This window comes from Streptomyces sp. SX-6, from assembly GCF_059089585.1.
In genome coordinates, this window is sequence record NZ_JBTHHU010000007.1 from 43,480 (window position 1) to 57,240 (window position 13,761).

Below are 13,761 nucleotides of genomic sequence, written 5' to 3' on the forward strand. Positions count from 1 at the left end.
TTCGCGGAAAGGCCTGACGGGCCAATTCGAAAGGCGTCACAATGACCCCTGGCCCTTGTTCTCGAAAAGATTTTTGAGGGTTATGGATGGGCGTTCGGAGTGATCTTCGGTGGCCTACAGGTCGTGCGGGTCATGCTCACGAGTGGTCTGTCCGCAGAACCTCACCCCAAGCAGTTGCGTACGGGGCTAGGCTCGCTCCACGACACACACCCGGGAGACACTCCATGACGGGGCACCAGCACGAACAGCGCCAGTACACCGCCCTGTTCGAGCGTGATCAGGAAATCGCCGCAGCGGCTCTGGCCGTGGACGCCTTGTGCGGACGGCAGGGCGACGGAGACGCCGCCTTCGGCGGGTTGCTGCTGTACAGCGGTGAAGCAGGCGTCGGTAAAACGGCGTTGCTCGGCGAGTTGCGGAGGATTGCCACCGAGCGTGGCGGTTGTACGGTGCTCGCCGCGCGTGGCAGCGAGCAAGCGCAGGCCGTGCCGTTCAATGTTGTCCGGCAGTTGCTGCAACCGGCACTCGCTCCCTTGGAGGAGGCACAGCACAAACAGATGCTCGGCGCGTGGTACGACATCGCAGGGCCCGCGCTGGGAATCGCACCGCCCGTCGGCCAGGCCGACCCGCAGGGTGTGCGCGACGGAATCGACTGGCTGGTCACCCGGTTCGCCATGACGCGCGAGCCGCTGGTCCTGGTCGTCGACGACGCCCAGTGGTGCGACGCGGCCTCGCTCGCCTGGCTGTCGTCGTTCGCCCTCCGGCTGGCAGGCCTGCCGATCCTCCTCACGATCGCCTACCGTCCGGAGGAACTCCCCTCCCACTCGCCGGCGTTCAAGGAAATCGTCGCGGGTCGGGGCAACCACCCGGTGATGCTGCATCCCCTCACTCCGGGTGCCGTGGCCGAGCTGGTGCGCGCCACGCTGGAGCCCGAGGCGGACGATCCGTTCTGTCGTGAGGTCTGGGCCGTCACCGGCGGAAACCCCTACGAGGCCGTTGAGTTGATCGCGAAGACACGCGACCGTCAGCTCAAGCCGCTCGAGGAATCAGCCGCGTTGCTGCGCGAGCTCGGTGCCGCCGCGCGGGGCAGCGGACTGGTCGCCCGGCTGGAGCGGCTGGGCAATCCCGCGACCCGGTTCGCCTGGGGCGCCTCGGTGCTCGGTACGGAGATCTCCCCGAGGCTCGCCGCGATGCTCGCGGGGATGAACCACGCGGAAGGTCTCGTATGCGCGGACCGGCTGCGCGAGGCCCGCATCCTCAAGGGCGCCGCCTCGCTCGAGTTCGTCCACCCGCTGATCGCCACTGCCGTCTACCAGGCCATTCCGGCGGCCACGCGCACCGCGATGCACGGGCTGGCGGCCTGGGCGGTCGCCAACGAGGGCCACGGGGCCGCCGCCGCGTCACGGCACCTGCTGGAGGTCCATCCGGAGGGTGACCCCGACCTCGTGCAGCAGATGCGCACCGCGGCCAAGGAACACCTCGCGGTCGGTGCGCCGGAGGCCGCTCAGCGCTGTCTCGAGCGCGCCCTCGCGGAACCTCCGCCCGAGGACGAGCGGGCGGAGGTTCTTTACGAACTGGGCTGTTCGGCACTGCTCACCTCTCCGCCGACCACGATCAACCATCTGCGGGCGGCTCTGAGCGACCCCGGGCTTCCCGAAGGCCTGCGCGTCGACGCGACGTTCCGGCTCTCGCAGGCGTACGCCCACAACGGGCAGCTCAACCAAGCCGCAGGAGTGGTGGCCGAGGCCGCCGACCGCATGCCGGGCGGCCCGGGAAAGATGCGACTCCAGGCGGCGCACTTCCTCTGGAAGGGAATCCAGTACGAGGAGGAGGGAGCCCAGGAGAGGTCCCGGAAGATCGCCGAGCTCGCCGAGCACCTGGAGGGCCGCGACAGCTCCGAACGCGCCCTGCTGGCCCTGCGTGCCTTCGACGGCATGATCCGTGGTGAGAATGCCCTGCACGTCGTCGAGCTGGCCGACCGCATCCTCGAGGACGGCCGTCTCCCGGGAGGGCTGGGCTGGACGAACGTCGAGTGGGGCTTCGAGGTCCCCAGCATGATCGGCATCTCCTGTGCCTATGCCGACCGGCTCGACTGCGCCGAGCAGCTCTTCGCGGAGGCGGTGCGCGAATTCGAGATCTCCGGCTGGCGCGGTGCTCATCTCGCCTTCGCCCATGAGTTCCTGGGCCTCGTCCACCGCCGGCGCGGAGACCTGGAGTCGGCCGAGCGGGCCCTGCGGGAAGGGCTCAGGCTGGCCGACCGGCTGGGTCCTGGACTGCCCATCCAGTGGGACGGCGCCTGCATGCTCGTCGACACCCTGCTGGCCAGGGGACATCTGGAAGAGGCCCGGAAGGTGGCCGAGCAGTACTCCTTCGGCCCGCCCTATCCTCCGGCGATGGTCATGCCCGACGCCGCCTGCATGGTGGGGCGGCTGCTGCTCGCACTCGGCCGTACGAAGGAGGCGGTGGCCGAACTCGAGGCGGCGGGCCACCGGTTGGCCGAGCGCGGCCGTAACAACATCCTCTGGGGACCCTGGATGCTGGACCTGGCCGTCGCCGTTGCTCCCGAGGAGCCGGAGCGGGCCCGTTCCCTCGCCGACCAGGCGCTCCAGCACGCCGTGCGGTTCGGCACCGACACCGCCATCGGCGAGGCCCTGCGCCGGGCGGGGCAGGTGGCCGCCGAGCCCGAGGATGCGCTCGCCAAGTTCGGCCAGGCGGTCGACCACCTGCGCCGGTCGCCGAGCCGTTACGAGTACGCCGCGGCCCTGGTGGACCACGGCACCGCGCTGCGCAAGGCGGGCCGTACGGCCGAGGCGGCGGACCGGCTGCGCGCCGGGCTGGAGCTCGCCGAGCGGTGCGGGGCCGAGGGGCTCGCGGGTGCCGCCCGGGCGGAGATCACCAGCGAGGGCTGTGCGGAGGCGAAGGAGGCCACGCCCTAGCAGCCGCCCGCGCCGGGATGCGATCACCGTCCGACCGGGGTCCGATGGAGGAAACCGGGAGGTGGAGGACGTCATGGCGCATGCGGTCTGGAGCGGAGCCCTGTCGTTCGGCCTGGTGGCCATCCCCGTTCAGCTGTACTCCGCGACCGAGAGCCATGCGATCCGCTTCAACCAGCTCCAGCGCGGTACGTCCGACCGTGTGCGCAACAAGCGGGTGAACGAGCGCACCGGTGAAGAGGTACCCCTTGCCGAGATCGTCAAGGGGTACGACATGGGCGACGACTACGTCGTGGTCGAGCCGGCGGAGCTGGAGGAGATCGCCCCCGGGCGGTCCAGATCGCTGGAGATCAGCGGGTTCGTCGATCTCGAGTCGGTCGACCCGATCTTCTTCGACAAGACGTATTACCTCGGACCGAAGGGCAAGGAGTACGCCAAGGTCTATTCGCTGCTGCACGAGGCGCTGACACGTGCGCGGAAAGCCGGGATCGCCACCTTCGTGATGCGCAACCGTGAATACCTGGTCGCGATCAAGGCGGAGAGCGATGTGCTGGCCCTGCACACCCTGCACTGGGCCGACGAGATCCGTGATCCCCACACCGAAGTCGGCGGCGCGCAGCAGCGGGAGAAGGTCGTGGACCGCGAGGTACGGACGGCCGTCCAGCTGGTCGAGGCGCTCAGCATCGACTGGGACCCGGAGTCGTATCGCGACACCTATCAGGAGAAGGTGCTCGAACTCGTCCAGGCCAAGCGTGCGGGGGCGAGGGTGGAGAAGAGCGAACCGCCGCCGCAGTCCACCAACGTCATCGATCTGATGGGGGCGTTGCAGGCGAGCATAGACAAGGCCAGGTCCGGGGCGGGCGAGGCCGAGGAGCACGAGGTACTGCCGCCCACGCGGCTCAAGGAGGCGGCCGAGAAGCGCCGCGCGAGGAAGGAAACAGAGAAGGAAACGGGGAAGGAAGCGGGGGAGAAGGCCGCGAAGAAGCCCGCGCTGGAGAGCCTCACCAAGACCGAGCTCTATCAGCGGGCGGCGGACGAGGGCATCCCCGGCCGGTCCGCCATGAGCCGTGAGGAACTGATCGAGGCGCTCTCCGCGGGGCGCCGGGGCCGCGGGAAGAGGGCGTCCTGAGCGGCGCCCCCGGCCGGCAGGTGGTGGAGGTCGAGGGTCACCGGCTGTCCCTGTCCCATCTGGAACGGGTGCTCTTCCCCGCCACGGGGCACACCAAGGCCCAGGTGCTGCGCTACTACGCGTGCGTCGCCCCGGTGATGGTGCCGCACCTCGACGGCCGTCCGGCCTCGTTCGTCCGTGCTCCCGAAGGCCCCGCCGGGCAGAGCTGGGTGGCCAAGAACCCGCCGCCCGGTGTGCCCGACTGGGTGCCCTTCGTGCCGGTCGAGCACAGTGACGGCGTCACCGAACAGGCCGTGATCGACTCCACGGCGGCGCTGGTCGCGTTGGCCAACCTCGGCGCGTATGAGGTGCACGTCCCGCAGTGGACGGCGGCGGCCGGGCGCGAGGGGCACGACCGCCTCGTCCTCGACCTGGACCCGGGGCCCGGCACCGACCTCGTCGTCTGCTGCCGTATCGCCCAGCGCCTGCGTCAACTCCTCGACGACGACGGGCTCACCGCCCACGCCGTCGTCTCCGGCGCCAAGGGCCTGCACCTGTACGCGCCCATCGCCCCCGAGTCCGGCAAGGCGGTCAGCGGTTACGCCAGGGAGCTCGCCGCCCGGATGATGGGCGAGCACCCCGGCCTGGTGGTGGTCTCGATGAGCCGCCTCGAACGCCACGGCAAGGTGCTCATCGACTGGTCGCAGAACGCGAGCGCGAAGACCACCGCCGCCCCCTACACCGTGCGGCTGCGGGACCGTCCCGGCGTCGCGGCCCCGGTCACCTGGGACGAGGTCGCCCGCTGCCGGGAACCGGGCGAGCTCGCCTTCGGCCCGGAGCAGGTCCTCCAACGTGTCGAGGAATACGGCGACTTGCTCGCCCCGCTGCTGCGCGCGACAGGCCGGGGCCGACTGCCCTGACCTGTTGGCGGCGGGTCCACGGTGCTCACCGCCGCAGGGTCGTCGGGGGCATGAACTCGCGGGCCAGGGTGCGGTGCCACCATGCCCCGGTGGTCCGCAGTTCCTGCCGGCTGGTGAAGCGGTAGAGGTAGAGCCGGGCCCGTACGTGCGTGGGCGGGGCGTGGGGGAACGGGTTGTGGTGCAGCAGCCGCAGGGTCGCCGGGTCGCCCGTGAGCAGGCGCTCGACGAAGGGCCCGAACCAGTCGCGGGCGTAGCCGGGCGAGATCCCGGCGAACCACATCAGCCAGTCGAGCCGCAGGTGGTACGGGGCGAACTGGCGCGGCATCCGGCGCGGGTCGCCGGGTTTGCCCTTGAAGCCGTACTCCCGCCAGGCCGTCTCCTGGGTGATCACCGGTTCGTCGGTGCCCTCGATCACGACCTCGAAGCGGCTGCGGTTGATGCTGCCGAAGGCGCCGTACGTGTTGACCAGGTGGAACGCGTTGAAGGACATGTTCATCCGCTGGCCCGAGGAGATCAGATTGCGCACCGGCCACCAGCTCAGCACGGCCACGAGGGCGGTGACGGCGAGGACCAGGACCTCGAACCAGCCCGGCGGCGCGGCGGCCTGCGGGGCGTGGGGCAGGGAGAACAGCTCCGCGGCGGCGTTGCCGTCCACGGCGGAGAGGGCGAGGACGATCGTCACCCAGTTCAGCCAGGAGAAGTTGCCGGAGGCGACGAGCCAGAGTTGGGTGACGATGATCAGTCCCGCGGCGATGCTCGCGACGGGCTGCGGCGTGAACAGGCCGAGGGGGACGACCAGTTGAGCGGTGTGGTTGGCCGCGACCTCGACGCGGTGCAGGGGCTTGGGCAGGTGGTGGAAGAACCAGCTCAGCGGGCCCGGCATGGGCTGGGTCTCGTGGTGGTAGTACAGACAGGTCAGATCGCGCCAGCAGGGGTCCCCGCGCAGCTTGATCAGCCCCGCGCCGAACTCGACGCGGAACACCAGCCAGCGCATCAGCCACAGCACCAGCACGGGCGGGCCGGTGCGGGCGTTGCCGAGGAAGACGGCGAGGAAGCCCGCCTCCAGCAGCAGCGACTCCCACCCGAAGGCGTACCAGGTCTGGCCCACGTTGACGATCGACAGGTACAGCACCCACAGCACCGCCCACATCGCCATCGCGGTCCACAGCGGCACCGCGTCGGCGGCGCCCGCCGCGACCGCGGCGGACAGCAGCGCACCGCCCCAGGCGCAGGCGGCGAAGAAGCGGTCCGAGTAGTGGAGCTGGAAGACGCTGGGCGCCCTGCGCGCCGGGACGTACGCCACGAACCGGGGGACCGGCAGCATGCCGCGCTCCCCGATGAGCGCGCGGAACTGCAGGGCCGCCGAGAGGAAGGCGACCACGTAGACGAGGGCGAGCGCCCGCTGGAGGACCAGTCTGCTCAGCCAGTACCCCGGTCCCGTGAACCACTCCATGGGGTATCCGTACCACCCGGGCCGCCCATGGCCCCGGCCCTGCCGAAGAAATCGAAGAATGGGGCAAAAGATGACAGAGTAAACCCATGGTCGATCGGGGAGCGAAGCCTGCCGCCGTAGCGCCACCGGACGACTGGCCCGCTCGCCCGGAGCTGAGTCTCGCCCTCAACCGCATGGGGAGTTTCGACTGGGACCTCGCCAGCGGACGCCTGCACCTGGACGAGCCGGCCCTGGAGGTCCTCCAGGTGCCCCCGGGGACGTTCGCCGGCCGTCTCACCGACCTCCGGGGCCGGTCGCCCAGGGCCGAGGCCGCCCGGCTCGACGCGCTGGTGTCACGGGCGCTGAAGGACGGCAGCGAGAGCTGCGGCGGCTACTACCGCATCCGCGCCGCCGACGGCACCCTGCGCTGGACGTACCTCCGGGGCCGGATCCGGCGCGACGACGGAGGCCGCCCCGTCCGCATCATCGGCATCGTCCGCGACGCCACCGAGGAGCTCGGCCACGCCGTCCCGCGCGAGCAGGCCGCCGACGACGGTGAGCGCCGCCACCAGACCACCGTGGTGGAGACCACGACCGCGGCCCTCGCCCACGCCCGTACCGTCCAGGACGTCATCGACTTCTTCAAGGACTCCCGGTCCGTCGAACACCTCGGTTCCGACCTGCTCGTCCTCGGCCTCGTCGACGCGGGCCGCATCCACCTCGTCGCCGAGGGGCCCTCGGAGCACTTCATCCCGGGCACGCGCTACACGCGGGTCGACGACGACTTCCCCATGAGCGAGGTCATCCGCACCCTCGCCCCGCGCTTCATCGAATCCCCCGAGGAGTTCGCCGGCTGCTACCCCTGGCTGTGGGAACGCATCAAGGACATCGGCATCTGCTCCGCCGCCTACCTCCCGCTGATCGCCCAGGGCCGCCCCATCGGCGCCCTCGGCCTGCTCTACACCGAGGCCCGCGGCTTCACCCGGCAGGAACGCAACCTCTTCATCGCCCTCGGCAGCGGCCTCGCCCAGAGCATCGCCCGCGCCATGCTCTTCGACCAGGAGCACGACCTCGCCGAGGGGCTCCAGCAGGCCATGCTGCCGCGCCGCATCCCCGACATCCCCGGGGCCCAGATCGCCGTCCGCTACCGGGCCGCCCGCATGGGCCAGGACATCGGCGGCGACTGGTACGACGTGATCCCGCTGCCCGGCGGCCGGGTCGGGGCGGTCATCGGCGACGTCCAGGGCCACGACACCCACGCCGCCGCCGTCATGGGACAGCTGCGGATCGTCCTGCGGGCGTACGCCGCCGAGGGCCACTCCCCGGCCACGGTCATGGCACGGGCCTCCTCCTTCCTCCACGAACTCGACACCGACCGCTTCGCGACCTGCACCTACGCCGAGGCCGACCTCACCACCGGCGTCGTGCAGCTCGTCCGCGCCGGCCACATCGACCCCCTGGTGCGCCACAACGACGCCACCTGCCGCCGCCTCCTCGTCGCGGGCGGGCTCCCGCTCGGCCTCTCGGCCGAGTTCGGGCGGCTCGACTACCCGGTGACCACTGTGGAACTCGACGCGGGGGAGACCTTGATGCTGTTCACCGACGGCCTGGTCGAACAGCCCGGTGCCGACCTCGACGAGGGCATGCAGCTCATCGCCACGCTCGTCGGCGCGGGCCGGGACGAAGTCGACGACATCGCCGACCAGTTGTGCGGCGTGGTCGACGAACGCGTCGGCGAGGACGACATGGCCCTGCTCCTGCTGCGCCGGCACGGCGCCGCCACCCGTCCCGGCAGCCGGCTCCAGCAGCACGTCGCCCCCGCCGACCCCGAGGCCCTGCACGCCGCCCGGCACATGGTGCGCGCCGCGGTCGAGGCCTGGGGCGGACGGGCACGGATGGACGAAATCGAGCTGGTCGCCGACGAGTTGACCGCCAACGTCCTCCTCCACACCGACGGCGGCGCGGTGGTGACCGTCCGTATGATCACGGCCCCCGAGCGCCGGGTCCGGGTCGAGGTCGAGGACACCTCCAGCGTGCAGCCCCGCCGCCGCGACCCCGGCGAGTCCGGCGTGTCCGGCCGGGGCCTGCTGCTCGTGGACCGGCTGGCCGACGTCTGGGGCGTCGAACCGCGCGGCTGCGGCAAGTCGGTGTGGTGCGAGTTCCTCCTTCCGGACGGCTTTGGGCAGCGCCATCCGGAAGAGGCCAAGGTCACAGCGGATGCCCCTGCTGCCACGGGCGTCCGCTCGCCTAGCCTTCCCCCATGACGGTCCTGCCCGATGAAGGCTTCTCCCTGGCCGCCGAGTTCCCTGACGCGACCCGCGAGCAGTGGCAGCGCCTTGTCGAAGGCGTGCTGCGCAAGACGGGCACGGAGGCCGAGGGAGCGGCGGCCGAGGACGCGCTGGCCACCGCCCTCCAGGACGGGCTCGCAACGCGCCCGCTCTACACGGCCGATGACGCCGCCCCCCTCCCCGGGCTCCCCGGGCTGCCCCCGTTCGTCCGCGGCGGACGGGCCGAGGGCACCGCGGTCTCGGGCTGGGACGTCCGCCAGCACCACGCCCACCCCGACCCGCGCCGGACCAACGAGGCCGTGCTCGCGGACCTCGAGAACGGCACCACCTCCCTCTGGCTGACCGTCGGAGCGGGCGGACTCCCCGCCGACGCCCTGCCGGTTGCCCTCGAAGGCGTCTACCTCGACCTCGCCCCCGTCGTCCTCGACGCCGGCGCCGCCTTCGAGCCCGCCGCCCACGCCCTCCTGGACCTCCACGAGCGGCGCGGCACGCCCCGCGGCACCGCCGCCGGCAACCTCGGCGCCGACCCGCTGGGCACCCTCGCCCGTACCGGCGCGGCCCCCTCGGCGTCCGCCGCCGAACTCGCCCTCCGGTGCGGCAGGGACCACCCCGGCCTGCGGGCCCTCGTGGTGGACGCGCTGCCCTACCATGAGGCCGGTGGATCCGCCGCCCAGGAGCTCGGCTGCTCCCTCGCCACCGGTGTCGCCTACCTGCGTACCCTCACCGCGGCCGGGATGAGGGTCGACGAGGCCTGCGCCCAGCTCGAGTTCCGCTACGCGGCCACCGCCGACCAGTTCCTGACCATCGCCACCCTGCGTGCCGCGCGACGCCTGTGGGCCCGCGTCGCCGAGGTCGGCGGCGCGGCACCCGAGCGGCGCGCCCAGCGCCAACACGCCGTCACCTCAACGGTGATGATGACCCGTCGCGACCCGTGGGTGAACATGCTGCGCACCACGCTCGCCTGCCTCGGCGCGGGGGTCGGCGGCGCGGACGCCGTCACCGTCCTGCCCTTCGACGCGGCCCTCGGACTGCCGGACGCCTTCGCCCGCCGCATCGCGCGCAACACCTCCTCCATCCTGCTCGAGGAGTCCCACCTCGCCCGCGTCATCGACCCGGCCGGCGGCTCCTGGCACGTCGAGCGGCTCACCGACGAACTCGCGCACGCCGCCTGGACCTGGTTCCAGGAGATCGAGCGCGCCGGGGGACAGGAGGCCGCCCTGCGCTCCGGCCTGATCGCCGAGCGGCTCGCGGACACCTGGGAGCGCCGCTCCGCCGCCCTCGCCACCCGCCGTGAACCGATCACCGGCGTCAGCGAGTTCCCGCACCTCGGCGAGCAGCCCGTCACCCGCGAACCCGCGCCGCGGTCCGTCACGGGCGGCCTGCCCCGGGTCCGCCGCGACGAGGCGTACGAGGCGCTGCGCGCCCGGTCCGACGCCCACCTGGCCGCCACCGGCACCCGGCCGCGCGTCTTCCTCGCCGCGCTCGGCCCCGCCGCCGCGCACACCGCCCGCGCGACCTTCGCCGCCAACCTGTTCCAGGCGGGCGGCATCGAGCCCGTCCACGACCCCGCGACGGTCGACGCCGCGTCGGCGGCCGAGGCCTTCGCCCGCAGCGGCGCGACGGTCGCGTGCCTGTGCTCGAGCGACGCGCTGTACGCGGAGCAGGCCGAGGCCGTCGCCGCCGGACTCACGTCGGCGGGCGCGCGGTCGGTGTTCCTCGCGGGCCGGCCGGGAGACCGGCGCGAGGCGTATCTGCGGGCCGGGATCGACGAGTTCGTCTTCGCGGGCGGCGACGCGGTCGCCGTCCTCTCCTCCGTCCTCGACCGCATGGGAGTGGCGTGATGCGGCCAGTTTTCTCAGGTAGCCCGGTCTCAGGTATCCCGGCCGACTTCTCCGAGATCGAGCTCGGCCCGGTGCCCGCCGCGGCCGACACGGGAGCGTGGCGCGCCGCCCTCGAGGAGAGCACCGGCAAGGGCGCCGAGGACCTGCTCTGGGAGACCCCGGAAGGCATCGGCGTCAAGCCGCTCTACACCGCCGAGGACCTCCAGGGCCTGGACTTCCTCGCCACCTACCCGGGCATCGCGCCCTATCTGCGCGGCCCTTACCCGACGATGTACGTCAACCAGCCCTGGACGATCCGTCAGTACGCCGGATTCTCCACGGCCGAGGAGTCCAACGCCTTCTACCGCCGCAATCTGGCGGCCGGTCAGAAGGGCTTGTCCGTCGCCTTCGACCTGCCGACCCACCGCGGCTACGACAGCGACCACCCGCGCGTCACCGGCGACGTCGGCATGGCGGGCGTCGCCATCGACTCGATCTACGACATGCGGCAGCTCTTCGACGGCATCCCGCTCGACCGTATGAGCGTGTCGATGACGATGAACGGCGCAGTGCTGCCCGTCCTCGCGCTCTACATCGTCGCCGCCGAGGAACAGGGCGTACCGCCCGAGAAGCTGGCCGGGACCATCCAGAACGACATCCTCAAGGAGTTCATGGTCCGCAACACCTACATCTATCCGCCCCAGCCCTCGATGCGGATCATCTCCGACATCTTCGCGTACACCTCGCAGAAGATGCCGCGCTACAACTCCATCTCCATCTCCGGCTACCACATCCAGGAGGCCGGGGCCACCGCCGACCTGGAGCTCGCCTACACGCTCGCCGACGGCGTCGAGTACCTGCGGGCCGGTCTCGGCGCGGGGCTGGACGTGGACGCCTTCGCGCCCCGGCTGTCGTTCTTCTGGGCCATCGGCATGAACTTCTTCATGGAGATCGCCAAGCTCAGGGCGGCCCGGCTGCTGTGGGCACGCCTGGTCAAGCAGTTCGACCCGAAGAACACCAAGTCGCTGTCCCTGCGCACCCATTCACAGACCTCCGGCTGGTCGCTGACGGCCCAGGACGTCTTCAACAACGTGACGCGCACCTGCGTCGAGGCCATGGCCGCGACCCAGGGCCACACCCAGTCGCTGCACACCAACGCCCTCGACGAGGCCCTCGCCCTGCCGACCGACTTCTCCGCCCGCATCGCCCGCAACACCCAGCTGCTGCTCCAGCAGGAGTCCGGGACCTGCCGGGTGATCGACCCGTGGGGCGGCAGCGCCTACGTCGAGAAGCTCACGCACGACCTCGCGCGCCGCGCCTGGCGGCACATCGAGGAGGTCGAGGCGGCGGGCGGCATGGCCAAGGCCATCGACGCGGGCATCCCCAAACTGCGCGTCGAGGAGGCCGCGGCCCGCACCCAGGCCCGTATCGACTCCGGCCGTCAGCCGGTGATCGGCGTCAACAAGTACCGCGTCGACAGCGACGAGCAGATCGAGGTCCTCAAGGTCGACAACTCCTCCGTGCGCGCCCAGCAGATCGACAAGCTGCGGCGGCTGCGCGCCGAGCGCGACGAGGCGGCCTGCCAGGACGCCCTGAACGCGCTCACCCGCGCCGCCGGTTCGGGCCCGGGCAGCGGCCTGGAGGGCAACCTGCTGGCACTCGCCGTGAACGCGGCACGCGCTAAGGCGACCGTGGGCGAGATCTCGGACGCCCTGGAGAAGGTGTACGGACGGCACTCGGGCCAGATCCGTACGATTTCCGGTGTGTACAGGGAAGAGGCCGGGCAGTCGTCCGGAGTCGAGCGCACGCGCGCACTGGTGGAGGCGTTCGAGCGGGAGGACGGCCGCCGTCCGCGCATCCTGGTCGCCAAGATGGGCCAGGACGGCCACGACCGCGGCCAGAAGGTGATCGCCACGGCCTTCGCCGACCTCGGCTTCGACGTCGACGTCGGCCCGCTGTTCCAGACCCCGGCAGAGGTCGCCCGGCAGGCGGTGGAGGCCGACGTGCACATCGTCGGCGTCTCCTCGCTGGCGGCCGGCCACCTCACGCTCGTCCCGGCGCTGCGCGAGCAACTGGCCGAGGAGGGACGGGAGGACATCATGATCGTCGTCGGCGGGGTCATCCCCCCGCAGGACGTCCCGGCGCTGCTCGACGCCGGAGCCGCCGCGGTCTTCCCGCCCGGCACGGTCATCCCCGACGCCGCCCACGACCTGCTGAAGACCCTCGCGGGGGCCCTCGGCCACGAGCTGTGACCCCGCCATGGCACGGACCATCGATCTCGACGCGTATGTGAAGGGCGTGCTCGACGGCAAACGAGGAGCCGTCGCGCGCGCCATCACCCTCGTGGAATCCACCCGCGCCGACCACCGCGAACTCGCCCAGCGCATGCTGGTCGAGCTGCTGCCGCACGCCGGCGCGGCGCGGCGGATCGGTATCACCGGGGTGCCCGGCGTGGGCAAGTCCACGTTCATCGACGCGCTCGGCACTCTGCTGACCGGGCGCGGTCACCGGGTCGCCGTGCTCGCCGTCGACCCCTCCTCCAGCCGTACGGGCGGCTCCATCCTGGGCGACAAGACCCGCATGGAGCGCCTCGCGACCGACCCCGCCGCCTTCGTCCGCCCCTCGCCGACCGCCGGCACGCTCGGCGGCGTCGCCAAGGCCACCCGCGAGACCATCGTGGTGATGGAGGCGGCCGGTTACGACGTGGTGCTGGTCGAGACGGTCGGCGTCGGCCAGTCCGAGACGGCGGTCGCCGACATGGTCGACACCTTCCTGATGCTCACCCTCGCCCGCACCGGCGACCAGCTCCAGGGCATCAAGAAGGGCGTGCTCGAACTCGCCGACGTCATCGCCGTCAACAAGGCGGACGGCCCGCACGAACGCGACGCGAAGTCCGCCGCCCGCGAACTGGCCGGCGCGCTGCGCCTGTTGCACTCGCCGGACGCCGCCTGGAATCCGCCCGTGCTCACCTGCAGCGCCCGCGAGGGCGCGGGGCTCGACACCCTGTGGGAGCGGCTGGAACAGCACCGCCGGGTTCTGGAGGCCACCGGCCGGCTCGAGAGCCGCCGCAGTGAGCAGCAGGTCGAGTGGGCGTGGTCCATGGTCCGCGACCGGCTCCTGGCGGACCTGTACGGCCACCCGGGGGTGCGCGGCGTGGCCCCGGAGCTCGAACGGCAGCTGCGCGAGGGCACGTTGACGGCCACCCTGGCGGCGGAGCGCGTGCTCGAGGTGTTCCGCGCCTCCGGTTCATAGCGCGCCGCAGC

The 13,761-nt window shown here is 71.8% G+C and carries 8 protein-coding genes; 7 read left to right on the forward strand and 1 reads right to left on the reverse strand.

Translation table 11 applies throughout. The features are described 5' to 3' along the window. Positions 1-224: 224 nt before the first annotated feature. From ACV530_RS10535 to ligD, 3 genes are all read left to right on the forward strand, one after another. The gene (locus ACV530_RS10535; protein WP_494332075.1) at positions 225-2,933 is read left to right on the forward strand and encodes an ATP-binding protein; all 2,709 of its coding nucleotides are present in this window, start codon (positions 225-227) and stop codon (positions 2,931-2,933) included. 73 nt (positions 2,934-3,006) lie between these two features. Next, entirely contained in the window at positions 3,007-4,059 is a 1,053-nt protein-coding gene (gene ku / locus ACV530_RS10540; protein WP_494332076.1) for a non-homologous end joining protein Ku, read from the forward strand. 20 nt (positions 4,060-4,079) lie between these two features. Continuing rightward, the gene (gene ligD, locus ACV530_RS10545; protein ID WP_494332077.1) at positions 4,080-4,958 is read left to right on the forward strand and encodes a non-homologous end-joining DNA ligase; all 879 of its coding nucleotides are present in this window, start codon (positions 4,080-4,082) and stop codon (positions 4,956-4,958) included. Between the two features lie 25 nt (positions 4,959-4,983). Here the strand turns inward: ligD and ACV530_RS10550 are convergent, their stop codons facing one another. After that, positions 4,984-6,411, reverse strand: coding sequence for a lipase maturation factor family protein (locus ACV530_RS10550; RefSeq protein WP_494332078.1), 1,428 nt, complete (start codon positions 6,409-6,411; stop codon positions 4,984-4,986). Between the two features lie 86 nt (positions 6,412-6,497). Here ACV530_RS10550 and ACV530_RS10555 point away from each other — a divergent pair, with 86 nt between their 5' ends. The 4 genes from ACV530_RS10555 to meaB are packed head-to-tail and all read left to right on the forward strand — an operon-like array spanning position 6,498 to position 13,750. Beyond that, positions 6,498-8,654, forward strand: coding sequence for a SpoIIE family protein phosphatase (locus tag ACV530_RS10555; RefSeq protein ID WP_494332079.1), 2,157 nt, complete (start codon positions 6,498-6,500; stop codon positions 8,652-8,654). Continuing rightward, the gene (mutA, locus tag ACV530_RS10560) at positions 8,651-10,519 is read left to right on the forward strand and encodes a methylmalonyl-CoA mutase small subunit (protein ID WP_494332080.1); all 1,869 of its coding nucleotides are present in this window, start codon (positions 8,651-8,653) and stop codon (positions 10,517-10,519) included. Before ACV530_RS10555 ends, mutA begins: the two co-directional genes overlap by 4 nt. Further along, positions 10,519-12,750: a methylmalonyl-CoA mutase gene (gene scpA / locus ACV530_RS10565; protein ID WP_494332081.1), complete on the forward strand. Its 2,232-nt coding sequence runs from the start codon at positions 10,519-10,521 to the stop codon at positions 12,748-12,750. Before mutA ends, scpA begins: the two co-directional genes overlap by 1 nt. 7 nt (positions 12,751-12,757) lie before the next feature. Next, a complete protein-coding gene (gene meaB, locus ACV530_RS10570) occupies positions 12,758-13,750 on the forward strand; it encodes a methylmalonyl Co-A mutase-associated GTPase MeaB (RefSeq protein WP_494332082.1) in 993 nt (330 codons plus the stop codon). Positions 13,751-13,761 lie beyond the last annotated feature (11 nt).